The 24,553-nt window shown below is 58.3% G+C and carries 20 protein-coding genes; 12 read left to right on the top strand and 8 right to left on the bottom strand.

The features are described 5' to 3' along the window. Positions 1 to 147 precede the first annotated feature (147 nt). Positions 148 to 2,724, top strand: a complete 2,577-nt coding sequence (locus tag HJA_RS13485) for a TonB-dependent receptor plug domain-containing protein (protein ID WP_051597702.1) — start codon at positions 148 to 150, stop codon at positions 2,722 to 2,724. 541 nt (positions 2,725 to 3,265) lie between these two features. Next, on the top strand, positions 3,266 to 4,435 hold the full coding sequence (locus tag HJA_RS13480; RefSeq protein WP_035583199.1) for a pyridoxal phosphate-dependent aminotransferase: 1,170 nt from the start codon (positions 3,266 to 3,268) through the stop codon (positions 4,433 to 4,435). A 112-nt stretch (positions 4,436 to 4,547) separates the two neighbouring features. Here the strand turns inward: HJA_RS13480 and HJA_RS13475 are convergent, their stop codons facing one another. Together HJA_RS13475 and HJA_RS13470 are read right to left on the bottom strand one after the other, a co-directional pair. Continuing rightward, the gene (locus HJA_RS13475) at positions 4,548 to 5,705 is read right to left on the bottom strand and encodes a DUF2817 domain-containing protein (RefSeq protein ID WP_035583197.1); all 1,158 of its coding nucleotides are present in this window, start codon (positions 5,703 to 5,705) and stop codon (positions 4,548 to 4,550) included. Positions 5,706 to 5,708: 3 nt separating this feature from the next. Continuing rightward, positions 5,709 to 8,108 (bottom strand): TonB-dependent receptor, encoded by a 2,400-nt coding sequence (locus tag HJA_RS13470; protein ID WP_051597701.1) that lies wholly within the window; start codon positions 8,106 to 8,108, stop codon positions 5,709 to 5,711. A gap of 177 nt (positions 8,109 to 8,285) precedes the next feature. Between HJA_RS13470 and HJA_RS18140 the strand changes: the two genes are divergently transcribed. From HJA_RS18140 to HJA_RS18135, 3 genes are read left to right on the top strand one after another with little or no spacing between them, the layout of a single operon-like run. Then, positions 8,286 to 8,987 (top strand): TetR/AcrR family transcriptional regulator, encoded by a 702-nt coding sequence (locus tag HJA_RS18140; RefSeq protein ID WP_051597700.1) that lies wholly within the window; start codon positions 8,286 to 8,288, stop codon positions 8,985 to 8,987. Between the two features lie 24 nt (positions 8,988 to 9,011). After that, positions 9,012 to 9,743, top strand: a complete 732-nt coding sequence (locus tag HJA_RS13460; RefSeq protein ID WP_162177072.1) for a cysteine hydrolase family protein — start codon at positions 9,012 to 9,014, stop codon at positions 9,741 to 9,743. 27 nt (positions 9,744 to 9,770) lie between these two features. Beyond that, on the top strand, positions 9,771 to 10,925 hold the full coding sequence (locus tag HJA_RS18135; protein ID WP_051597698.1) for a dipeptidase: 1,155 nt from the start codon (positions 9,771 to 9,773) through the stop codon (positions 10,923 to 10,925). A gap of 17 nt (positions 10,926 to 10,942) precedes the next feature. On the opposite strand, the gene HJA_RS13450 is transcribed toward HJA_RS18135, so the two are convergent. Then, positions 10,943 to 11,617, bottom strand: coding sequence for a cupin domain-containing protein (locus HJA_RS13450; RefSeq protein ID WP_035583195.1), 675 nt, complete (start codon positions 11,615 to 11,617; stop codon positions 10,943 to 10,945). Then, positions 11,614 to 12,261 carry a sigma-70 family RNA polymerase sigma factor gene (locus tag HJA_RS13445; RefSeq protein WP_081814708.1) on the bottom strand — a complete coding sequence of 216 codons (648 nt, stop codon included), beginning with the start codon at positions 12,259 to 12,261 and terminating at the stop codon, positions 11,614 to 11,616. The genes HJA_RS13450 and HJA_RS13445 overlap by 4 nt, the downstream gene beginning before the upstream one ends. Positions 12,262 to 12,363: 102 nt before the next feature. Here HJA_RS13445 and HJA_RS13440 point away from each other — a divergent pair, with 102 nt between their 5' ends. The 5 genes from HJA_RS13440 (at position 12,364) to HJA_RS13420 (ending at position 19,270) form a co-directional block, all read left to right on the top strand. Continuing rightward, complete coding sequence (locus HJA_RS13440; RefSeq protein WP_051597696.1) at positions 12,364 to 13,734, top strand: NAD(P)/FAD-dependent oxidoreductase; 1,371 nt, start codon at positions 12,364 to 12,366, stop codon at positions 13,732 to 13,734. After that, positions 13,731 to 14,522, top strand: a complete 792-nt coding sequence (locus HJA_RS13435; RefSeq protein ID WP_051597695.1) for a DUF1365 domain-containing protein — start codon at positions 13,731 to 13,733, stop codon at positions 14,520 to 14,522. Before HJA_RS13440 ends, HJA_RS13435 begins: the two co-directional genes overlap by 4 nt. 138 nt (positions 14,523 to 14,660) lie before the next feature. Continuing rightward, entirely contained in the window at positions 14,661 to 16,463 is a 1,803-nt protein-coding gene (locus HJA_RS13430; RefSeq protein WP_241764363.1) for an arylsulfatase, read from the top strand. Positions 16,464 to 16,552: 89 nt separating this feature from the next. Further along, positions 16,553 to 17,590: a glutathione S-transferase N-terminal domain-containing protein gene (locus tag HJA_RS13425; RefSeq protein ID WP_035583190.1), complete on the top strand. Its 1,038-nt coding sequence runs from the start codon at positions 16,553 to 16,555 to the stop codon at positions 17,588 to 17,590. Positions 17,591 to 17,608: 18 nt separating this feature from the next. Then, the gene (locus HJA_RS13420) at positions 17,609 to 19,270 is read left to right on the top strand and encodes a sulfatase (RefSeq protein ID WP_199285803.1); all 1,662 of its coding nucleotides are present in this window, start codon (positions 17,609 to 17,611) and stop codon (positions 19,268 to 19,270) included. Position 19,271: 1 nt separating this feature from the next. Here the strand turns inward: HJA_RS13420 and HJA_RS13415 are convergent, their stop codons facing one another. The 4 genes from HJA_RS13415 to efp form a co-directional block, all read right to left on the bottom strand. Beyond that, complete coding sequence (locus HJA_RS13415; RefSeq protein WP_241764362.1) at positions 19,272 to 20,174, bottom strand: formylglycine-generating enzyme family protein; 903 nt, start codon at positions 20,172 to 20,174, stop codon at positions 19,272 to 19,274. Continuing rightward, positions 20,171 to 20,776: a TetR/AcrR family transcriptional regulator gene (locus tag HJA_RS13410; protein ID WP_051597694.1), complete on the bottom strand. Its 606-nt coding sequence runs from the start codon at positions 20,774 to 20,776 to the stop codon at positions 20,171 to 20,173. Before HJA_RS13410 ends, HJA_RS13415 begins: the two co-directional genes overlap by 4 nt. Positions 20,777 to 20,915: 139 nt before the next feature. Beyond that, on the bottom strand, positions 20,916 to 21,371 hold the full coding sequence (locus tag HJA_RS13405; protein ID WP_035583188.1) for a DUF1330 domain-containing protein: 456 nt from the start codon (positions 21,369 to 21,371) through the stop codon (positions 20,916 to 20,918). A gap of 398 nt (positions 21,372 to 21,769) precedes the next feature. Then, complete coding sequence (gene efp / locus HJA_RS13400; RefSeq protein ID WP_035583186.1) at positions 21,770 to 22,342, bottom strand: elongation factor P; 573 nt, start codon at positions 22,340 to 22,342, stop codon at positions 21,770 to 21,772. Positions 22,343 to 22,491: 149 nt separating this feature from the next. On the opposite strand from efp, the gene epmA reads away from it, so the two are divergent. Beyond that, positions 22,492 to 23,517 carry an EF-P lysine aminoacylase EpmA gene (gene epmA / locus HJA_RS13395; RefSeq protein ID WP_035583184.1) on the top strand — a complete coding sequence of 342 codons (1,026 nt, stop codon included), beginning with the start codon at positions 22,492 to 22,494 and terminating at the stop codon, positions 23,515 to 23,517. Beyond that, positions 23,514 to 24,551 (top strand): lysine-2,3-aminomutase-like protein, encoded by a 1,038-nt coding sequence (locus HJA_RS13390; protein WP_035583182.1) that lies wholly within the window; start codon positions 23,514 to 23,516, stop codon positions 24,549 to 24,551. Before epmA ends, HJA_RS13390 begins: the two co-directional genes overlap by 4 nt. Positions 24,552 to 24,553: the final 2 nt, after the last annotated feature.

The following is a 24,553-nucleotide window of genomic DNA, read 5'->3' as shown; positions in this document are numbered from 1 at the left end:
TCGGCCCAATGGGGGAAGCTGGTGTGTGCTCGACAACAGGGGGCAGACGGAACCGTGGAAGAGAGTGACGGTTTCGCTGCGGAAAGGGAATACAAAGTGCGATTTAGTTCATTTTTGAAGTGTGCCGTTTCATCAGCGGTCGTTGGTATGGTGGTCACCGGGGGGGTGGCCTATGCAGAACCGGACGATGAGCCGGCGGCAGACGAAACAGCTGTCCAAGAGAAAGTCATCATCACTGGTATGCGGGGCAAAGCCCGCTCCGTCATGGATTCTCCGGTGCCGGTGGATGTGCTCGGTGCGGATGAGATTACCGACGTGCCGTTCACGGACGCTAATGACATCATCAAGACGCTGGTTCCGTCTTACTCGCTTGCGCGCCAGCCGATTTCGGATGGTGGTACATTCATCCGTCCGGCAACACTGCGCGGTATGCCGACCGACAAAACGCTGGTTCTGGTCAACTCCAAACGCCGTCACCGTGCTGCACTGGTGCAGATCGGTGGCTCCGGTACGCAGGGACCCGATATTGCGACGATCCCAGCAATCGCGCTGAAAAGTGTTGAAGTCCTGCGCGACGGCGCTGCGGCTCAGTATGGTTCTGACGCCATTGCCGGGGTTATCAACTTCATTCTTAAGGATTCGCCGGAAGGTGGTTCCATCAGCGCCGACTTCGGTCAATACTACGAAGGCGACGGTTTCAATACGACCCTTGCTGGCAACTTTGGCCTTGGTCTCGGCGACAATGGTTTCGTCAATGTATCCGCCGAGTACTCAAAAGCAGACATGACCGTTCGCGGTGAGCAATACTGTGAAAGCTGGGCCTGTGTAGACGTCAATGATCCACGCTTCAACCCGGGCGACACGTCGATCGCCGGCTTTGACCTGGACAGCTTTATCGCAGGCCTTCCTGATGCTGATTACTCGGGTTCTGGTGTGGTTCAGCCGTGGGGGCAGCCGAACTCCAAGGCGTTCCGGACATTTGTGAATGCGGGTTACACAGTCGGTGATGTCGAGCTGTACGGCTTCGGCAACTACTCGAACTCCGAAGCCGATGGCAGCTTCTTCTATCGTTATCCGGGTAACGGCACGATTGAGAACATCCGTCTTGAGGATGGGTCACTCTGGTCGTCGCTCTTCCTGTTCCCGGGCGGCTTTGCACCGCGTTTCTTCGGTAATGTGATCGACTATTCCGGTGTTGTCGGTGCCCGTGGTGAATGGGATAACGGCATTACCTATGATTTCAGCGGCCGCCTAGGCCACAACGAGATCAAGTATACGCTGAAAAATACGGTCAACCCGTCCTTGGGGGATGCGACCCCGACAAGCTTCCATCCGGGAGACCTGATCAACGAAGAAATGCAGCTTCAGGCAGACTTCTCCAAGGAGTTTGAAGTTGGTCTGTCCAGCCCGCTGCTCTTCGCCTTCGGTGCCAGCTATCTCGACGAGTCTTATGAACTGGTTGGTGGCGACGCGGCGTCCTATGCGGATGGCCCGTACTCGCTTCCCGACCCCTGGGGCTTCTGTGACGCCGGGGCTCCGACGGCGGCTGGTGCGGCTGTCATTGCCAACGGTTCGACTCTCAATTGTGCTGACACCAATGATCCAGTCTACACCGCCCTAGGTGTCGGTTCGAACGGTTTTCCCGGCTATTCCCCGGAATTCTCCGGCGAATACACGCGTGACTCCTATGCGCTCTACGGTGATCTGAGTGCTGACGTAACCGACTCCCTGTTCCTGCAAGGCGCTCTGCGCTTTGAAGACTATTCGGACTTCGACTCCGAACTCGTCTGGAAACTGGCCGGTCGGTATGAGTTCACGCCGAACTTTGCGATGCGCGGTTCTGTCGGTACGGGCTTCCGGGCGCCGACGCCGGGGCAGCAGGGTACGACCAACGTCTCGACCCGTCTCCCGAACGGTTTCCCGGTGGCGACCGGTCTGTTCCCGGCCGGTGGCGCCATTGCTGGTGCTCTGGGCGCAGAGCCGCTCAAGCCTGAGAAGTCAACGAACTACACGCTTGGCTTCACCTCGTCCTACGACGCCTTCTCGCTCACGGTCGACTTCTACCAGATCGATCTGGAAGACCGCGTGAACGCGATCTCCACGCAGAACGTGTCAACGGACCCGACGGCAGGTGCCGCATATGACAACTATCTCGCCCTCGTTGGTGCAGGGGTTGTCGGTGCTGAATCGATCGGTGGCGTATTCTACTTCACCAATGCTTTTGATACGAGCACCAAGGGTGTGGATATTGTCGGCACCTATTCCAAGGATTGGGCGAACGGGTCTTCGACCAAGTTCACGGGATCTGTGAATTACAACAAGACTGAGTTCGACAGCGATGTCGGTGCTCTGTTCAACGATGAAGATCAGTATGACTTCGTCAACTACGATCCGAAGTGGCGCGGCGTCTTCTCTGTGACACACGAAGTTGGTCCGTATAGCTTCCTGGCACGCGCCAACTACTACGGTGAGTCCACAAACTCTGACGGTTCGAATGCGCCGCTGGTGTACCAGGACTATGGTGCGAAGGTTCAGGTGGACCTCGAAGGATCTTTCCAGGCGTCTGAAGCCGTGAAGATCTCGATTGGTGCGCGTAACGCCTTCGACCAGTACCCGGATGAAGCAGAACTCGGCGACAGCTGCTGTGGCCGGATCTATCGTTCCGGTGACATCATCGACTGGCAGGGTGGCTACTACTACGTCAAACTGCTCGCCAACTTCTAAGTCGGCATGAAATCCGCCCGCCCCATAACCGGGGCGGGCGGTATTTTCGCGGGGAAGGGAGGATCACTCCTCCCTCCTTGCATCTTGGGGAAGAGGCGCTTCAACAAGCCTCAATCAGGAAACGCAGATCAGCATGTCCGGCAATAAATTGTGGTATGTGTCCGCTGCCCGGGAGCTTCGCCCCGGTATCAGGCGTGCAACTTCATGGGGTATTTTAGGCCCTGCAGTTTTGTGCTGTGCCGTGGAATTTATGAATTCTCGTCCGGCACGCGCGAATCCGTTTTCCGTGATTTGGCTCGTCGTTAATTCAGTTGCCCCAGCGGCAATTGTGATATTTTCTTTCCTGGCTGCCCTCTTGAGCGCCAAACCTGCCCACCATTTCAACGTTGCAACCGCCACAGTGGCAATTGCTACCGCTTGCGTCGCGCCATCAGGTATAGTCCGGTATAATGCCTGGACAGGATGATGCTGCCATTCGCACTCAAGCGGACCTCAAGGATTCAGTTTCTTCTCAACCCAAAGGCTACAGGTAATTCAGAATATGGCTTACGATATTTCCAGACGTTTTCTTCTGGCTGGCGCGACCGGCATGGGTGTGGCAGGTGCAACCGCCTGCGCATCGGGTGCTTCAGCGATCGCCGAAACAACTGAGGCAGCTTTCCCGCCTGAGAAAGTTGCAGTCGAGAATCCTTATCTGCTCGGACCGCCGGAAGGTGTTGCGCTTCTGTCTCGTAACGAAAACCCCTACGGTCCGGCGCCGTCCGCCCTCAAAATGATCGAGTATGCAGGGTCCAAAGGTGCTTACTATGCGTCACAGGATGCTGTGAAACAGCTGCTTGAAATGATCGCCGAAAAGAATGGGGTTGCTCCGGAGCAAGTGGCGCTCACCACCGGATCGGGTGAGGCACTGTCCGCCATCGCCATGATCTATGGCCCGAAAGGCCCGATCGTTGCGCCGCGCCTGTTCTGGGATACGACGGCCCTTTATGCCGCCCGTCTGGGCATGGCCACCATCGACCGTGTGCCGTTGACGCCCGGCATGGAAATCGACCTCGCGGCGATCGAGGCGCGGGTCACTGAAACCACCGGACTCGTCCAGCTGTGCAACCCGAACAATCCGACCGGTCTTGTATCCGATGCCGCGACCCTGAAGGCAGCCGTGAAGCGCATGGCCGCGAAGACCACGGTGCTCGTTGACGAAGCCTATATGGAACTGGCTGACGATCCGGCGGGGAACACTTGCATTCCGCTGATCAATGAAGGTCACAATGTCATTGTTTCCCGTACTTTCTCGAAGATCTATGGCATGGCGGGTATCCGCATGGGCTACACGATCTCTTCCCCGGAGACAGCCCAGAAGATCCAGGCGACGGCAATGTCCTGGTCGCCGTGCACGTCCTATGCGGCCGCTATCGGTTGCTACAATGACGAGGCGTTCCTGAGCTTCTCCAAAGGTAAAGTCGTCGAAGCCCGCCAAATGATCACGACAACGCTCGATACGCTGGGCCTCGAATACCTGCCGTCGCAGACGAACTTCGTTTACTTCAAGTCGGGTAAGCCGGCCAATGACGTCCAGAAGGCGCTGGCAGAGCAAAAAATCTCCATCCGCGGGCAATACATGGATTATGTTGACTGGTCGCGTGTTTCCACCGGCAAGATCGAAGATGTTGAGCGTTTCTGTAAAGCGCTTCCAGCGGTTGTCGGCGCCTGATCTCCGGACAATCGCTCCCTGTATGGGGCGGTCTTTGATGCCTGGATAACAAAAAGGGCGAGGTGGTTCATGCCGCCTCGCCCTTTCTTGTTGGGAATAGGTTCGTCTGCTCTCAGTTCCAGCTATTCAGGCCTTTGATTGCCTGATCATAGATCGGGCCGGAAGCTTGTAGAATGGCTCGGCGCCAGTCGGGAGACTTCGGATAGAAGCGTTCGATCAGTTCCGACCGGACAGCGTCGATTTGCGCGGAGGGTGAGTTGCCGGCGCGCTGCATCAGCCAGTTGTCCATGACGAGGGCCTGCACCATCTGCTCAACCGCATACGTGCCCCATTCGATTGTCACATTGACAATCTGGGCCGAGTTCAGTGAACGGATTTCCTTCCGTAGACCCTCCAGAAGTATACCGTTGTAAAAGATCGACACACCCTCAACGACATCGTCGCAGTGGATTGTGTGATCTGGCCACCAGCCGGACAGGACTGCATAGCTTTCCGAGGTCTTCGGTTCATCGAGGATGAAATGTGCCCGGCCATAGTCGCCGATGCCGGTGTGCCAGTCGATATGTGCGATCTTTTCGGCCTGGCTGAGGTGATCGCGGGCGATCTGAAAGAGGACCTCTCCGGACCAGCTGAGCGCGTCGCCGCCAAAACTCAGCCCGTCGGGAAAGTCATACTGGCCGGAGGTTATACTGGTCAGGGCAGTGTTCATTCCTTTTTGCGCTGCGAGTTCGTGAAACCCTTGAACAAAACGGTTGAGGCCTGCCTCATCCATTGAGGCGTCCATAAGGAGACGGTGAATATCCTTGTACGCTGTGTTTTCCGGAAGCGCCTTGTTCCAGTCGGCGAAGTTCCGGTTCAGGTCTATCCCATCCTCGTTTATCCGATGCGCCCAGGCCCATCCATAAGGATTGATCGCATGGATCAGAAGCACGGCCATGTCATCGGGCAGATGGTTGGGACCGCCTGTCTCCAGCCACTGCAGGATCGTGGCTGCGCCCGGTGCCGCTTCCAGTCCGTGCGTGCCGCAGCTAAAGACAATGACCCGTGAAGCGGTGTCCGGTCCGAACCAGGCTGCATCCATCGCCAGGTCTTCCCCGGCGGGCCCTTTCAGGGAAGGATGATGGTGGCTGCTAACTGCAAAGTCGTTGTTCCGGCATGCCTTCAGAAACTTCTGCCGGCCTTCTGAATAGGTTGCAGAAAACAGCCGGGAAAGCGCCGCATCCCCGATCGGAGGATACGATGCATTTCCCGGCAGAGAAGTGTCAGGCATTGATCAGAAATTCACGACCAGCTCAGCACCATAGGTCCGCCCGATATTCGGGTGGTTGACGATGGTGCCCAGGAAGTCTCGGAAATCATCAATCAGATAATCTTCGTCCGTAAGGTTACGGCCCCAGAGATAAACTTCATACCGGCCATTATCACTTTGCAGGCCGATACGGCCGTTCAGCAGTGTCACAGAGTCGATATAGCCATAAGGCACAACCTGCGTGCTGGGCAGCGTTGTGGTCTTCTGGTTATCCACCGTAGTGTAGAACCCGTCTTTGTAGGTCATGTCGAGACGGGTGAGCAGCGTCGCGCCGAGCGAAGGCAGGTTCCGGGTATAGAGGCCGCCAAGGGAGGCCGACCATTTTGAAGCGCCCGGCAGCTGATTGCCTGACACGTCGCCGCCAGCTGTGCCACCACCCGGGAAGGAGTCGAAGGTGGCGTCGAGATAGCCAGCAGACCCCTGAAGGGAGAAGTTGTCTGTGGCCTGAAGGTTGAACTCCGCTTCGATCCCCTGCGTTATGACCTTCGCGGCATTCGTAATGCGGATGGACGTGCGTCCGCCGCCCAGATCAACGAACTGGTTCACCTGATAGTCGTCATAGCCCGAGTAGAAACCGGCAAGGTTCAGCGTAAACCGGCCGTTCATGAACTCGTTCTTCAGCCCGATTTCATAGGCATCGACGGTTTCCTTGCCGAACTCCAGACCGGAATTGGCCGCCAGCTCGTCTTCATTGATGAAGTCGAGGTTAAAGCCGCCGCTCTTGTAGCCGGAAGAGTACTTCACATACAGGTTGCTCTGGTCTGTCACGGCATAGCTGAGGCTGACGGCCGGCGAGAGGAAGCTGTCGCGCCGGTCATTGATCAGCGGCGTGGGGGCCGTGGTCGTATCGCCCGGTGCGACATTGGTCGAGCCAATTCTGAAGACGCCGGAGTTGCGGCCGTCGAGCAGCCAGTTCACATCCTTGTCCTCAACGCTGTAACGCAGGCCGAAACCGAGGGTCCAGCGGTCGGCAAAGTCATAACTGCCGTTGAAATAGGCTGCGAAGCTTTCCGTATCGACCGTGCCGGCGTTGATCACCTTCGATCCGACCGGGCCAAAACCCGCGAGCGACGAGATGAAGGCCAGTTGGGCTTCTGTCAGGTTGCTCGGGTCAAGGCCGAGCAGAGGCGCGACGCTCGGCGCCACGACCGGCTCGATAAAGGCGGTGAGGAAGTCGTCCCCCAGGAACACGTCCCGGTTCGTGTCGGCGCTCTGATTGTAGTAGTAAAGGCCGGCCATGTAGGTGAACGTGCTGTCGTCCGGCGAGATAAGCTGGAACTCCTGGCTCAGCTGTTCAAACTTGTCGCCATACTCAACATAGAGCATCGAAACCGGCGCATAGTCGGTGGCGTTCTTGTAGTTCGCTTCTGTGTCGCGATAGCCGGTGATCGACTTGGCGGTGAAGCCATTGTCGAACTTGTAGGTCAGATCCATCATGGCGCCGGAGACGTCGCGATCTTCGGTGGGATCGAAGTCGAACGCAACCTTGCGCGTTTCCGGAGCGATCGTGACCTTCTGAATGCCGAGCGTGTCAGTAAGGGGCTCGCCAACGAGAATTTTATTGTCGGTCTTCAGGCCATCATAGGCGAGGTTGATCTCAAGCTTGTCCGTCGGCGTGATGCGCAGCTGGCCGCGATAGGCCAGCACATCTTTGGTGTCGAGGTCGTTGCCGGTGGTGATGTTGTCGATATAGCCATCGCGGTCTGTCTTGGAGATAGAGAGCTTGGCAGCGACATTCTTTGCCAGTGGCACGTTCACCATGCCCTGCAGCTCGCGCAGATTGTAGTTGCCGACATTGACGCTGGCCTTGCCATAGAATTCGTCGGTCGGCTTCTTTGTGACAAGGCTAATGGCGCCGGCGACGGTGTTCTTGCCGAACAGCATGCCTTGCGGTCCACGCAGAACCTCGACGCGCTCAAGATCCAGAAGTTCCTGGTTCACAGCCGGCGACTGACCCATATAGACGCCGTCGACATAGACGCCCACGCGGCTGTCGAAGCCGATATTGCGCGAAGCCGAGCCGACGCCGCGAATGGTGATGACGGAGCGGAAATCATTGTGGCCGGAGATCGATACGTTGGGGATATATTCCGAAATTTCGGAAAGTTCCCGCACACTGGTCTGGTCGATGCTGTCGTCACCGAAGACGGACATGGCGATTGGCACTTCGGAGAGTTTTTCGGCCCGGCGCGTGGCTGTGACGACAATGCCTTCATAGACCTTCACATCATCTTCGTCCTGAGGGGCGGTGTCCTGGACCGCGACGGAGTTGTCAGTCGACTCGGTCTGGGCAATGGCGGTCGCCCATGGGGCTGCGGTGGACAGGATGAGGCAGCTTGCGCCCATCAGCAATTTGGAGGTCATTCGATTTCTTCCCTTAATGACTGTCTGAATCCGGACGCACCCAAGCGGGCGGTGGCGTTCCTCGAAAGGTGAACGTTACCCGGATCTTGACCACCAAGTTAATTAAGTTAACATTGTTGTGTCAACGCGCCGTTCTGGTGCAGAATGGCTTTTGAAGCACCGAGTGACATAAAAGACATGGCAAATGCCGAGGCCGACTCGAAGCGTGGTATTGTAAAGAAAGCCGGTTATCATCACGGCGATCTTCGCAACGCGATCATCGAATCCGTCGTCCGGCTGATTGCTCAGAATGCCTCGCTTGATTTCCAGTTGAAAGATGTGGCGAAACTGGTCGGCACCACGACCCCTGCGATTTATCGGCACTTCGAGAGCAAGCAGAGCCTGCTGGTTGAGACAGCTATCGCCGGTTACGCCATTCAGGAAGACTATCGTAACAGGGCGATCAGCTTGTCGAAGCCGTCGCCACTCGCCCGTCTGATCGCGATCGGGCACGCGTATGTCCTCTTCGGCCGGACGCATCCCGGATATTTTCGTCTCATGAAGAGTCTGGAGACGGAGGAAATGCTTGCTTCTCCGGAGTATCAGTCGCTGCGCACGAAGGCGCTGGATCTGACAAACGCGTTGACGATCGAGTGTATGGAAGCAGGGCTGTTCCTAGAAATTGACATGGCGGTGGTGAAGACCTCGCTGCAGACCACGGCTCTGGGGCTTGGACACATCTACTCGACCGATCAGCTGCAATATATCGCCCCGGAGGCACTCGATGACGAGAGCCTCGTCGCGCGGGTATTCGAGGTGAATCTGGGCGGCTTGCTGAGCGCGAAGGGCAAACGCCATGTTCGTGAAGCCAGCCAGGATCCATTCAAGGCCCAGCGCTGAAACCCCATTGAATAGGATATTATGATGCCAGCCAGTAAGCCTGTGGAAGCAGCCAGCCACCAGATCGGTCTGAACGATGTCCTGAGTGCATCCTCCAAGGCGCCCAAGCCGCCGCCGGCGGCGACGTTAGAAAATACGGCGCTTCTGCTGATCGACATCCAGCATCTGGCCGAGCCATCCTATCATCTGAAAAATGCCGTTGAGGCAGGGTTGCCGGAAGATGCTGTCCGGGAAGTGCTCAGTGACTACGAAGTCCGGTTTAATGCCGCAGTAGTCCAGGCTGCACGTGTGCTGGACGCAGCGAGGGCTGTGGGGATCCCGCCGATCCATGTCAAAATACAGTGTTTGTCAGACAGTGGCCGTGACACAGGCCTGCTGCACAGCCGCCTCGGCTGGAACTTTCCGCCGGGAAGCGCAGGGGCACAATTCCTCGAACCGACAAAGCCGACTGCTGATGAAATCGTCATTACTAAAACAGCCAGCGGCGCTTTCACCGGTACTGGTCTGGATGCGACACTGCGGAACATGGGGATCGAACACCTGCTTGTCGTTGGCTTCCTGACAGACGAATGCGTGGAAACCACGACCCGCGTCGCCCTCGACTATGGGTATGTCACGCGCGTGGTGAGTGACGCGACCACAACCTACCTGATGGACTCCTATCAGGCGACAATCGGAAAGCTTGGGGCTTATGGCTTTACCCTCACGGCAGATGAGGCAATTGCAGAATTTACATCGCTTGGCGCACAGGCCTGAAGCGTAGTTCCGGGGAGGAGCGGTAATATGGGAAAGCTGACACGTCGCGCCCTGATCGGGGGCGGTCTCGTCGCCGGAGCGGGGGTGGCATATGGCGCGTACTGGCTGCGCAAACGGCCGGCAGCGGCGCCGTTGGGCTTCGAAGTCTCGGACGAGGAGCGCGCAGCGGCGATTGCCTTGCTGGACAAATATCCGGCCATCGACAGTCACGCGCATCCCGGCCGCACCTTTGCCCGCGACGCTTCAGGGCTTGCGCCGCTCCTGAAGGTCTACAAGGCGCAGTCCGGCTTTGAACAGCGCACTGTCAGCGACATGCGGGGCGGGCATCTCACCGCCGCCTGCTTTGCCGCCGTCTCTGATTTCAATGTGCTTAATCTTGCGAAAGGCAAAGGCCTCGAAGCGCAACGCGCTTTCAATGAGGGCGAAGCCTGGGAAAGCTATAAGGTGCAGATCGGCAATCTGAAGCGCCTTGCGAAGAACGGCTTGGTGACTGAGATGCTCGCCCCGGACCAGCTGGCAGACTTGCGCCCGTCAAAGAGCCCGGGTGCCATCTGGACGGTGGAGGGGGGCGACTTTCTCGAAGGATCCGTGGAACGGGTTCGTGAGGCCTATGAGGATGGTGTGCGGTCTGTGACCCTCGTTCACTACCGGACAAATGATCTGGCTGATGCCATGACCAATGCGCCGGTGCATGGCGGCCTGACATCGGAAGGCGACGCCATTGTGCAGGAAATGAACCGCCTGGGCATGGTCATCGATCTGTCCCATATGGCGGAAGCCGGTGCGTTTCGGGCTCTTGAGCTCAGTACCCGCCCGGTCATGTTCACGCATACACACATCAGTTCGGCCCACTCCTATCATCCGCGTTTCATTTCGCTGGAACTTGCCAGGGCGGCAGCGGAAGCTGGCGGTATCATCGGGGCCTGGCCAGCGGGAATTGAGGTGAGCGATCTGGCCGGTTTCGCGGACAGGATCCTTCAGTTGATAGATATGGTCGGTATAGACCATGTCTGCCTCGGTACAGATATGGATGGGAACTACAAGCCGGTGTTCGACGATTACCGCCGGCTGCCAGACCTTGTCGCCCTGTTGCGCCGGAAAGGCATGAGCGAGCAGGAACTGGCCGCTTTCCTGGGGGGCAACTTCATGCGCGTCTGGTCAGCTAATCAGAACCATTCCTGACGGCTCTCGCTGTCCGGTTATATCCCGACAACAGGCTGGAACAGGCGGAGCAGTGGGTTGGCGAACCTGAGCTTGCCTTCATCCACGATCAGCGAGATGCAGGGACCGTCATCGTCAATCCGCAGGTCATGCGTGCAGGACTCGTCTTCCTGGTGCAGGTCTCCCGCAACATATTGCTGCGCGCCGGATTTGTAGCCACCGGACAGAACCAACGTCCACTCCTGCCCGCTATGGGAGTGCCGGGGAACTGGAAGTCCGGGTTTTGCGCGGAGCAGGTAAAGCCGTTCGCCGTGCCGGTTGCGGCCAAGGCGCGCCTGCTGCACGCCGACACCGGCGTTGCGCCATCTGAGCCGGCGGCCATTGCGGCGCATATAGTCGGCCAATGGGGCGGGCATCCAGTCAGGTATCGAAGCGGCGTGCGCAGCCTCGGACGTCGGCGCCTTCGCCTGCTCGTCTGCAATCAGGCGGGCGTCGAGGCGAGACATGAAGTCATCTGAGAGCGCCGCAGGTTTTGCGCTTTCAAGCAGCGCGCCGGCAACGTGATCGTCTGAAGCGAAGAGCGGGCGCAGGTGTGGCGCCATATCCGCCTGGCACGTCAGCAGCAATTGCTTGAAAGGTGAGAGGGTGCCAGCTGATTGCATGGCCAACCAGTCGTCACCGACCGTGATCGGCAGGGAATGTGCCGTACTCATGGTACATCCTTTCGATAGGCTTCGAGTGTGGTTCTGAGTTTCTTCAAGGGAGCGCGAATCCGGCTTTTTACCGTGCCGATTGCGATTCCGGTGCGTTCGGCGATCGCGCTGTGAGACAGGCCTTCGAAGAAGGCAAGGTAGAGCATTTGTTTCTGTTCGGGCGGCAGCGTTGCGAGCGCGTCTCTGACGGCCTGCGCGGCTTCGGCCTCTTCCAGACCAGCATGAAGGGAGTCGTCCGGCTCATCGACAAGGTGGATCATGTCGCTGGGCGCTGTTGGCTGCAGCCGGTCATGTTTACGCTTGTGATCGATCCAGCGGTTGCGGGTCATGCGATAGACCCAGGTTGAGAAACTCGCCTTGGCTCCGTCGAAACTCGCTGCTTTCTGCCAGACCGCCGCGAGCACGTCCTGGACAATATCTTCGCTCGTCGAGTCGCCTTCGCCGCGATGCATCAGCCAGGCCTTCAGCCGGGGCGCGTAATGCATCGCAAGTGCATTGAATGCGTCGCGGTCAGCCGATGTCACGACCCGCGACATCAGCTCACCATCCAGCGCAGAGCGGCCAGGCAGGGCGCTCACTTTAGCCGGGGTTTTCGATTTACTGCCACAAATGGCTCCTGACTGAACGGACGTCACGGACTGCATTATCGCCTCCTTTGGTCCTTCTACGCAAATACTGCCAGACTGGATCATTCAATCCGGCAGGCAGGCTGATCCGTATCTCATTGAACTAGCCGGAGAATGCCCATGCCATTTGATGTCGCCGCCCCGATCCGCCGCCGTTCAGGATCCGCGTCGGAGGGGCGCCGCCCACGTGTTGCTGTCATTGGAACCGGGATTTCCGGCCTATCAGCTGCCTGGGCTCTGCAGAATACCTGTGACATTACCGTTTTCGAGAAAGCCGGGCGGATTGGCGGGCACACGGCCACGGTGACGGTCGATGCGCCCGAAGGACCTGTGCCGGTTGATACCGGCTTCATCGTCTTCAACGAGCCGAACTATCCAAATCTGACAGCATTATTTGACCGGCTTGACGTGGCATCCAACCCGACGCGTATGAATTTTTCCGTGTCGATGCCTGACCAGCGTATGGAGTATGCCAGCCACGGTATGGAAGGGCTGTTCGCATGGCGGCGGAATATGGCGAGCCCGCGTTTCTTTCTGATGCTGAAGGACATTTTGCGTTTCCATGCCGCCTCGCATGATCTGGCGCAGTGCCAGCGTGGCCGGTCGATCGGTGATTATGTCGCTGAAGAGCGCTACGGTCAGGCATTTGTCGACTACCACCTTTTGCCGATGGCGGCTGCGATCTGGTCGTGTCCGGTCTCGATGATCATGGATTTCCCCGCTGCAAGTCTTGCCCGGTTCTTTGTGAACCATGGGCTGGTCAGCGTCCGCCCTCAATTCCCGTGGCAGTCGGTTGACGGTGGAAGCGCGTCATATCTTGCGCCCCTGACACAGGGGTTTGCTGACAAAATCCGCTGTAATGCCGGAATCGATTCCGTAATCCGGACGGCGCAGGGCGTTCGCCTCCGGTTCTCAACCGGAACATTCGAAGACTTTGATGAAGTGGTCTTTGCCTGCCATGCGCCAGAAGCCCTCGCGCTGCTTGCCGATGCAGACGAGCCGGAAACACAAATCCTCTCGGATTTCCGAACTCAGCCGAACCGTGTTATCCTGCATCGTGATGAAAGCCTGATGCCAATCCGCAAGGCCGCATGGGCAGCCTGGAATTACCGGGCAAGGCAGACTGACTCCCTGCAACTGTCGGTCACATACTGGATGAACACGCTGCAGAAGCTTGCAACCAAGACAAATTACTTTGTGACCCTCAATCCCGAACAGGAGCCTGCGACGGACAAAGTGGAACAGGAGTTCGTCTATAATCACCCGGTATTTGATGGTCAGGCCATGAAAGCCCAACGTGAAATTTGGTCGATTCAGGGGCATAGGAACACCTGGTTCTGCGGAGCATGGCAAGGCTATGGGTTCCACGAGGATGGCATCCAGTCCGGACTGGCCGTTGCTGAGTTGATGAGTGACTGGAAACGTCCGTGGGCGTTTGACTATTCGCAGGAGCGTCTGGCCCGGCCGGAGGCCGGAAAGGTGACCGTATGAATGCACCGGCGCAATACTACGTCGGAAAGGTAAGCCATCGGCGGTTTGGTGATGTATCTCACTTTTTATGCTACCGGATTGCTTATTTGCTGCTGGACCTTGACCGCTTGGACGAGGCGCGCGGCCTGACCCGTTTTCTGGCGATTGGCAAGGGCGGGTTGATGAGTTTCAACCCGCTCGACCATGGCGACGGCCAGTCGCGTGATCTGGCGGGATGGGTACGAGAGTTTGTTGCCGGGCAGGGTGTCCGGGAATCCACAGACAGGGTTGAGCTGCTGACGCTGCCACGCATGTTCGGCTATGTGTTCAATCCCATTTCCATCTACTTCATCCGCAACGGCGCGGGCGAGCTGCATCACGTGCTCTACGAGGTTGGGAACACGTTTGGAGAGCGACACTTTTATCTGTGTGCGGCTGACGAGGGTGAGGGCGTTTGCCGGCATGATTGCGACAAGGCGTTCTATGTCTCCCCGTTCTTTGACAAACGTGGCCACTACAAATTTATCCTCCAACCCCCGGCGGAGACAATGAAGCTGGCTATCTCCTATCGTGCGGACGGCGTGGAACGCATGCGTGCTTCCCTGGTGGGAGCGGCGCGTCCGATTAGTACCGGGAGCACGCTGGGCTTGTTGGTACGCTTTCCCTTGATGACGATAGGTGTGATTGCAGGGATTCATTGGGAAGCGCTCAAATTATTTATCAAAGGCGCCCGGTATCACAGCCATGGCCCAAAGCAGCCAGAACCAGGAGTGAGCTTCGACCGCCGCCAGTCTGGCGTCCGGGTTTAGGTTCAACTTTCACAATCTTGCTTTCGCGCTGAGGCGCCCTCGCGCACCCGATGCGAGGGCGCGCTTACACATGCCTCTTTGACAAATCCCGAATATGATGACATTTCGAGTGTCAATATATTCGGGGCTGAGGTAGTCATGTCGAAATGGGTCAGAAGCGGTGGTTTCCGCAAAATGCTAACGCGGCTGGGTGGGGGGGCGGCCTTGCTGGTAGCAAGTATCAGCTTCGCGGTCGCTGCTGCGGCTGAAGCCCCGGAAACGGACGACACGCGACCAAATTTCGTCCTGATCCTTGTCGATGACGCGGCATTGATGGATTTCGGGGTATATGGCGGGGAGGCGCGGACCCCTAACATCGATGCCCTCGCCGCGCGCGGCGCAATGTTCCGCCGGCATTACTCGTCTCCACTCTGTTCTCCATCGCGGGCCATGCTCCTGACCGGTATGGACAATCATATGACGGGCATCGCCACCATTCCCGAAGTCCTGCCGAAGGAGCATGTTGGGCAGCCGGGCTACACGATGCATCTGGAGCCGGGCATTCTGACACTGGCAGATCGCTTGAAGGCTGCCGGTTATCGTACCCTGATGTCAGGCAAGTGGCACCTCGGTAGCGGCGCGGGTGACCTGCCCAATGCCCACGGCTTTGACCGGTCTCTGGCATTGGACGCCTCGGGCGCCGACAACTGGTCTGACAAGCCCTACATGCCATACTATCAAAAGGCACCCTGGTACGAAGACGGACAGCCTGCCGATCTGCCGGAGTCCTTCTACTCTTCCGCGATGATCGTCGATCACATGATCGAGTATCTGGACGACAGCGATCAGAACGCGCCTTTCTTTGCGTATCTGCCATTCCAGGCGATTCACATTCCCGTGCAGGCGCCGCCGGAGCTGACGGCCGGGTATGATGGTGTCTATGATGAGGGCTGGCATGCTCTGAGAGAAGCGCGGTGGCGGAAGGCAAAGGAAAACGGATTGATTCCGGAAAGCGCCCCACTGGCGCCTATGCCGGAAGAGATGCGAGCATGGGATGATCTCTCTCCTGAAGATCAGGCGCTTTATTCTGCACGCATGCAGGTGAACGCAGCGATGATGGAGGCCATGGACATAGAGATCGGCCGGTTCGTGGACCACCTCAAGGAAACGGGCAAGTACGACAACACGATCTTCGTCGTTACCTCGGACAATGGGCCGGAGCCGTCGCGCGGTGATACCGATATTCGCCTGTCGATCTGGATGAAGCTGCATGGCTACCATATCGGCAGGGAGGGGATCGGTGAGCCGGGTAGCTGGGGCTTTATCGGCCCGGAATGGGCCATCGCAGCGGCATCACCGAACAACATGTTCAAGTTCTTAGGATCCGAAGGAGGCTTGCGCGTTCCCCTGATCATGGCTGGTCCCGGCCTGCCTCAGGGTGAGACATTTGATGCGCGCACAGTGGTCACCGACATTGCGCCGACGCTTCTGAAATACGCAGGTGTGGAAGACACAGACGCGGTCATGACCGGCCGCAGCCTTGAGCCGTTGCTCGCAGGAACCGAGGCGGCGGTTTATCGGCCCGGCGATGTTATAGGCATGGAAGTCTCCGGTAATTCGGCTGTGCTGAAGGGCCGCTGGAAGATCACCCGTAACCAGAAACCGCATGGAGACGGTCAGTGGCGCCTTTACGACATTGAAGCGGACCCAGGAGAGACGAAGGACCTACGTCTGTACCAGCCGGATGTGTTTGCGGAAATGCTGAACGAATATCAGGCTTACAGCGAGCGCGTTGGGGTGCTGGAGGTGCCTGAAGGTTACAACTCGCTGAAAGAAATCACCCGCAACACGATGGCCCGCCAGTTCAGGGCCTACTGGATGCAGCTCGTCGTTTTGCTCGTCGGCATCGTGGCCATTGTCTGGTTGCTTGTAGGCTTGGTGGTGCGGCTAATCCGGAGATGAGCGCAAGCCGGGCTCTTGACCGGAACAGAATTGGCAAGAAGGTGCCAATAATCAGGACAAAAAGCCTGGAAAACAGGCGGGGAGGAAAAATGGTAACCGCAGGTGATGATCGTTTGGTGCTTATGGGGGCGCCTGGCTCACCCTACACGCGCAAGATGGTGGCGCTGCTGCGTTACCGGCATATTCCCTATGCTGTGCTTTGGGGGGGGCATCAGAACCCGCCGCCAGGTTTGCCGCAGCCGAAAGTAAAACTTCTTCCAACATTTTACTTTCCCAATTCTGATGGCGGGATAGAGGCGGTTGTCGACTCCACACCGATTACCCGCAGGCTGGAGCAGGACTATTCAGGGCGCCGTGTCATTCCGGAAGATCCGGTCATAGCGTTTCTGAATGAGCTGATCGAAGATTATGCCGATGAGTGGCTGACTAAAGCGATGTTCCATTATCGCTGGTATTTTGAAGCCGATCGCGACAATGCCGGGCCGCTGCTTGTTTACTGGTCTGTGCCAACGCTTGAAGCAGCGGATGCCCAGAAGATGGCGGACATGTTCAGTAAACGGCAAACCGAACGGCTGTATGTTGTGGGGTCGAACGATGTCACAGCCTCCACGATTGAGGCGAGTTATCTCCGCTTCATCGATCTTCTGGACGCATTGATCCAGCATGCCGGTTATGTGCTTGGGGCGCGTCCATCGTCCGCTGATTTCGCGATTTACGGCCAGCTGACACAGCTGGCGATCATTGAGCCGACATCGGCGACGCTGACCCGTGCCCGGTCTGCCAGGGTGCGCGCCTGGCTGGACCGTATGGAAGACCTGTCAGGTGTTGAGCCGGTTGAGAGTGACTGGTTCACTCCGGAACAAGCCGCGGTGCGCCTGAAGCCCCTCCTGTCGGAAATCGGGCGGGTGTACCTGCCGTTCCTCAAGGCGAATGCTGCAGCGGTCGCTGCAGGTGAGCCGGATTTCCGCACAAATATAGATGGCCAGGTCTGGCAGCAGCCAACATTTCCCTACCAGGCTAAATGCCTGCAGCATTTGTTGCAAACGGCCGAGGCTGTCCCGGACAGCGCGAAAAATGATCTCAAGGAAATCTTCTCCGGCACGGGCTGTGAAGAGCTTGTTACGTAGATCAGGGTGGGAACGGATATGTTGAAAAGAATTCTGATCGGCGGCGCTAGCTTGCTGATAGTCTTCGGTGCGCTGGCATGGTTCAACAAGACAGCGATCATTCTGTTCATCGCGTCGAATTCCGGCCAGAGGGATGTTGCACCGTATCAGTCAGTGGTCTGGGACCACGGACCTGCAACGTCGCAACCGGCGAATGCCGACAGGCCGCCCAATATCATCTTCATTGTCGCGGATGATCTTGGCATCAATGACATTTCGACTTTCGGCGGCGGTGTAGCGGGTGGACGCTTGCCAACGCCGAACATAGACAGGCTGGCAGCAAGAGGCGCCATCTTCCAGCAGGCATATTCCGGAACAGGCACATGCGCACCATCTCGCGCTATGCTGATGACCGGTCGCTATCCGACCCGGACTGGGTTTGAATTCACGCCAACCCCAGACGGCATGGGCCGTGTTATATCAATGGTCGGGAATGACATGGATACCGGCCTGCCACCCATCGAATGGAACCAGCAGGCGGACGAAGGGGGCGTGCCCTTCGAAGCGCAGGGGCTACCGGGCGAGGAAGTCACGGTTGCGGAACTCCTGAAAGATGCGGGCTACCACACGATACATATCGGCAAATGGCATCTGGGGCGCAGTGAAGAATCCAGGCCAACGGCGCAAGGCTTTGATGAAAGCCTGCTCATGGCCAGCGGACTTTATTTGCCGGAAGACGACCCGGATGTCGTCAATGCGAAGCTGGATTTTGACCCGATAGACAAATTTCTCTGGGCTCGGATGCAGTATGCCGCGTCGTACAATAATGGAGACTGGTTCGAGCCGGGCGGATACCTCACGGATTATTGGACCGATGAGGCGAGCAAGGTGATCGAAGCAAACCGGGACCGGCCGTTCTTTCTCTATCTGGCGCATTGGGGCGTGCACACCCCGCTGCAAGCGACGCGGGAAGACTATGAAGCCGTCGGCGATATTCAGCCCGAGCGCCTGCGGGTCTACGCGGCAATGATACGTGCGCTCGACCGCAGCGTGGGGCGGATCATGGACAAGCTGGAAGAGGAGGGGCTTTCCGACAACACGGTCATTGTCTTCACCTCAGACAATGGGGGCGCCGGCTATATCGGTCTACCGGAAGTCAATGCACCATATCGGGGCTGGAAGATTACCCTGTTCGAAGGCGGTATCCGTGTGCCGATGTTTGTCTCGTGGCCAGGTAAAATTCCTGCCGGCACGCAGATCGACACGCCGGTTGCTCATGTGGACCTGATGCCGACGCTTGCATCGATTGCGGGCGAGGCTTTACCTGAAGGGCTGGTGGTGGATGGTGAAGACTTGTTGCCTGTGTCCATGGGGCAGGGAGGGGTTTCCCGCCTGGACAATGCGATCTTCTGGTCCAGCGGATACTACCGCGTCGTGAGGGCGGGCGATTGGAAACTGCAGGTGAATGGACGTCAACAAAAGGCCTGGCTCTTCAATCTGGCGGAAGATCCGACGGAACAAACCAATCTTGCCGAAACAGAGCCCGGGAAGGTCGCAGAGCTTCAGGCGTTGATTGATGCGCACTGGGCGAACGCCAGACCACCGCTATACCCCTATACGGTTGAGAGCCCGATCATGATCGACAAAACGGCTGCGGAGACGTTTGAAGCCGGCGATGAGTATGTCTACTGGCCGAACTGAATTATTCAGTGGTGGCGGTATCACGCACGATCCGGAACCCGATATGGTTCGATGAGAAGTCTGTTTCTTCGGGTTGCCGCGCAGCGGGGCGGTAACGCCGGCAGAAATTATCAGCACAAAGATAAGATCCGCCTTTAATCGTGTGCGTACCCGGGCCATAGGGGGTGTCCGTCCATTCCCAGACATTCCCGATCATGTCATAGGCGCCGATCCCGTCCTTGCCGAAGCAGCCAACCGGCGATGTGCCGGTAAAGCCATCAGCTGCGGTATTGGAAAACGGGAAGATGCCTTGCCAGGTGTTCGCGACGGGGTTGCCATCGCTATCGTAGGCGCCGGAATTGGACCGGTTGATCTCGGGCAGTCCGAGGGAGGCGGCATATTCCCATTCGACCTCCGTCGGCAGCCGTCCGTCTGCCCAGTCGGCATAGGCGCGGGCATCGGCAAGGGAAATGTGCACGACCGGATGCAGCGCCCGTCCGTCAATGTTGCTACCCGGACCTTCGGGAGACTTCCAGGTGGCGCCTGGAACAAGTTTCCAGGGAGCCTGAGAGATCGAGCCCTCAGCACTCAGGAAGACGGCGGAGCCAGCCGCTTCGCCGCCTGCTGCCGCGCTGCGTTCGGCATCGGTGACATAACCCGTTTCTTCAACAAAACGCGCAAACTCGGTATTTGTCACCTCATGGGACAGGATCGCGAAGCCCTCGACGTGTAGTGTCTCTGCCGGGGCCTCTTCCTGATAAATTGCGTCCCGGCCTTTCAGAAAAGACCCGGATGGAATTGTTAGGAACTCATCCAGTTCGTCAGCCGGAAGCCCACAGGAGGCTGATGCGGCACCGGGTGATGACGGGGCACCACAAGCCGCCAGGAGCAGCATGACCAGGGCAGGGGCGTAGCGCCCATTCATTCAGCAGCAGCGATCAGCGCGTCCAGCATGGTGTCCAGCACGGAGGTGGCTTTGGCTCTGGAGAAACCCTGATCCTGCCGCATGCGCCGCCAGGTGTCGAAACTCAACGCGACGTCAAACGCCAGTTTCAGAGGCTCGTTTTCCAGCACTTCAGGCGGCAGTGCGAGGGCAAGCGCCGCCGTTTCATGCGCGACGAACCGTTTGTGATTCGCCATCAGGAGTTCCGAGCGGTACCGCCTGGCAAGCGCACAAATACGAACAGGCATGACGTCCTCGAAGACGCGGATTCGGCGCTCCATCATCTCTTTCACGCGGCCCTGCCAATCTATGGCTGTCAGCGGCTTGGCGATTTCCGGAAGAATGCGTGCTTCGATCTGGCCGGACATTTCCCGGTACAGCGTATCGACATCGTCGAAATGGCGGAAGACTGTCCGCAGCCCCACGCCGGCGCGTTCGGCAATGCTGGCGACGCTCGGGTCGTAGTCGCCCTCGCGCACAAGCTCCATCATCGCACTAACGATCTTCTGTTTGTTGCGCTCTGACCTCAGCCGGCGGCCATCTGAAACGTGTGTCTGGTCCTGTGTGGCCTGATCCGTCGCCATGTCTAATCCTTGCAAAGTCTATCGGGCCCTTCAGGCAAACCGAGTTCTGTCCAACATCACCACATATACTCTCAGAATAAACAGGATCGGCCTTGAGGAAAGGTTCCTGCTGCTGCGGTCACTGCGTGAGTGAATTTTTCTAATCTCTCAGCAGGTTTTTCACCCATGGAGAGTCCTTTTGTGCGGCGGGCAGGACGGTCTCGATGTTGAGCTGTCCCTTGAGGCCGGCAGAGCGGTGGACAGCCGCTTCGCGCCATTCCTCGGACAGGGACATGCGCACCATGTCGGCCCGGCTCGGATACATCGCGATGGCGACCTCGTCCCACAGCTCTTCGACGTCCCCGAGCGCCAGGAAGGTCACGTCAGCGGCAAACACTGCCCGGCCGCCGAATTTTGGAAGAATATCAGCGACCGCTCGGCCGTAGATCATGTATGCATCACGTCCAGAGAGATCCGTCTCACGGCTATCGTCATATTCCGCTTTATCCTTGAATTTCAGAAGGTTGACCATAAAGATCGGGCCGCCAGGGCCTTTCTCCAGCATCTGTTGCATGCGTGCCGGGTCAGATGGGAATACTTCATTCCGGACTTCCATGGACGTGTCTCCTGTTATGTCCGGGAAGCTTAATAAATTGGCACTAGGTGCGTCAATTGTTATCAGCCGGCCACTCTCCGCTCTGCATTTCCCAAGATTGAAATACTGTACCCAACAGTCGAACCAATTTTCTCGGTGACGTCGAATCCACGTGGATTGATGGCTGCTGCTCTCGGACGCCGAGGTAGCCGGTTGCGGTGTTTTTTAGGGCAATTCCTGCGCTGCACTGTGGTGGCAGCTACAGCCAGAGCGAGAAATTCCGGCATGTCTTCGACGGGAATTTATTCGGTGATCCAGACCGTCATAGGCTGGTCAAACATTGAGAAACCAGACGATAAGCCACAAAAGAAAAATGCCGGCCTAGGGCCGGCATTTCACTGTTTCCGCTCTGATGCGCCTCAGTCTTTGGCGCGTTCCAGATAGGTGTTGTCTTCGGTGTTCACGACAATCCGGGTGCCGACGTCGATGTGCGGCGGGACCATCACGCGGACGCCATTGTCCAGAATGGCCGGCTTGTAGCTACTGGAAGCCGTCTGGCCTTTCACGACCGGTTCTGTCTCGGCGATCGTCGCGGTGATGCGGGCCGGCAGGGTGGCCGAGACCGGGTCGCCATTGAAGATCTGCAGTGTAACTTCCATGTTTTCCTGCAGGAACGCTGCATTGTCACCCAGCATCGTGCCGGCCACATAGACCTGTTCAAACGTTTCCGGGTGCATGAAGACGTAGTTGTCGCCGTCCTGGTAAAGGTAGGTATAGCCGATGTCTTCGACGAAGGCTTTCTCCAGCTTGTCGGTCGTCTTGTAGGTGTTGACGATCTTGATGCCATCCGAGATCCGGCGCATCTCAATCGTGGTGGTCGGTGTTCCCTTGCCGGGACGGAAGGATTCCGCCTTGAGGACGGAATAGAGCTGACCGTCGGTGTACTCGATGATATTGCCCCGGCGGATGTTCGCTGCGATTTCGACGGCCATGATGTGTTCCCGAATTGCCCGGACTGGCTCCGGTGCTATAGAGCGCTCCGCTCCGGAGCGCCTGATCGGGGTTCGCAATACCGGCACTTGCGTGTTTCGCCAAGCGCCGGTTCACATATTTCCACGTTTCCGGACATTGGGCAGGACACATGACTGACAGGAAATGGTGGCATCCGGCACGGCACAGGGACCGTCGTCCGTTCCTGTTGCAGCGGGGGCAGGTTCGCCGGGCGCTGTCGGACTGGTTCGCCCGGGAGGGGTTTCTGGAGGTCGAATGTGCGGCCCTTCAGGTCTCGCCGGGCAATGAGACCCATCTCCATGCTTTTGAGACGGAATTCAGGACGGATGACGGCCAGGTCAGCCCGCTTTACCTGCACACTTCGCCGGAGTTTTCCTGCAAGAAGCTGTTGGCGGCCGGAGAAGAGAAAATCGTCGACTTTTCAAGAGTTTTCCGGAACCGGGAGAGCGGCCCGCTGCATTCGCCCGAGTTCACCATGGTGGAATGGTACCGCACCGGCGCGGACCTCGCCATGGTGATGCAGGATGCGGTGGACCTTTGCCGCGAAGCTCTGAAGGCCACGGGCGAAACGGCGCTCCACTGGAAGGGGCGGACCTGCGATCCGGGCATGACTCCGGAGTACTTGACGCTGACCGAAGCGTTCCAACGCCATGCTAAAACGGACTTAAATGGACTACTGGATGACCGGGACGGATTTATGCGTGCCGCCCGGGACGCTGGCGTCGGCGTGCCGGACGATGCTTCCTGGTCCGATATATTCTCCGCCGTGCTCGTCACCCTGATCGAGCCAGCCCTCGGAGATGAACGCCTGACCGTGCTCCACCGCTATCCCGTTTGCGAAGCGGCGCTCGCCCGCGCCTGTCCAGACGATCTGCGTTTCGCCGAACGGTTCGAGCTCTATGCCTGCGGCGTGGAACTGGCGAACGGGTTCCATGAACTAACGGACGCAACGGAACAGCGGGCCCGGTTTGAGGCCGATATGGACCTCAAGCAGGAGATCTATGGCGAGCGCTACCCGATCGACGAGGATTTCCTCGAAGCGCTTGGCCACATGCCGGATGCGAGCGGTGTCGCGCTTGGCTTTGACCGGCTTGTCATGCTCGCCGCCGGAGCGCGCTCGATCCACGATGTCCAGTGGACGCCGGTGGAAACATGAGCCGGCCGCTCACCACACCTCAGGCGCTTCAGGCTGCCGGACTCGTCACGGCAGACGAAGCGGTGGCGCTGGCGCCGGTCGCAGACCATTACGCCATCGCGATCACACCCTTTCTCACCGGCCGGATCGACCAGACGGACCCCGACGACCCGATTGCCCGTATGTTCGTGCCGCAGTCTGCAGAGATGGTTCGGACGGCAGAGGAACTGAGCGATCCCATCGGGGATGCGGCCCACACGCCCGTGCCCGGCATTGTGCACCGCTATCCGGACCGGGTGTTGCTGAAGCCGGTTGCCGTATGCCCCGTCTATTGCCGGTTCTGTTTCCGGCGGGAAATGGTGGGCCCCGGGATCGGTGAGACCCTCTCTCCGGCAGACCTTGAGGCCGCGCTGGATTATGTCCGCGCGCAGCCTGGCGTGCGGGAAGTGATCCTGACGGGCGGCGACCCGTTCATGCTGTCCCCGGCGCGGGCGCACGCTTTGACACAGGCGATTGCTGCCATTCCTCATGTTGAGGTCATCCGCTGGCACACACGGATGCCGGTCGCCGATCCGGACCGGATCACGCCGGAATTTGCCGAAGCGCTGAAGGCGGACGGCAAGGCGGTCTATATTTCGATCCACATCAATCATGTGAAGGAACTGGCGCCGGAGACGAAGGCCGCTGCTGCGCGACTTGCCGATGCAGGTTTCCCGCTTGTCTCCCAGTCCGTGTTGCTTTGCGGGGTGAATGACGATGTGGAAACGCTGGCAGAGCTGATGCAGGCGCTCGTGGCGGCGCGGATCCGTCCGTATTACCTCCACCATCCGGACATGGCGCCCGGCACCGGGCATTTCCGCGTCAGCGTGGAGGAGGGGCAGGCGCTTTACTCTGCTTTGAGAGACAGTGTCTCCGGTCTCGCCCTGCCGCATTATGTGATCGACATTCCAGGTGGCGTGTCCAAGGCGAATGCCGCGCTATCCGATGTTGTGGACGGGCCGGACGGCCGGGCATTGCGCGGCCGGGACGGTAATCTCCATCCGTACAAGGGATAAGT

Origin of the sequence: Hyphomonas jannaschiana VP2 (assembly GCF_000685215.1) — a bacterium.
GTDB classification, from domain to species: domain Bacteria; phylum Pseudomonadota; class Alphaproteobacteria; order Caulobacterales; family Hyphomonadaceae; genus Hyphomonas; species Hyphomonas jannaschiana.
This window is presented reverse-complemented; position numbering and strand designations above follow the sequence as displayed.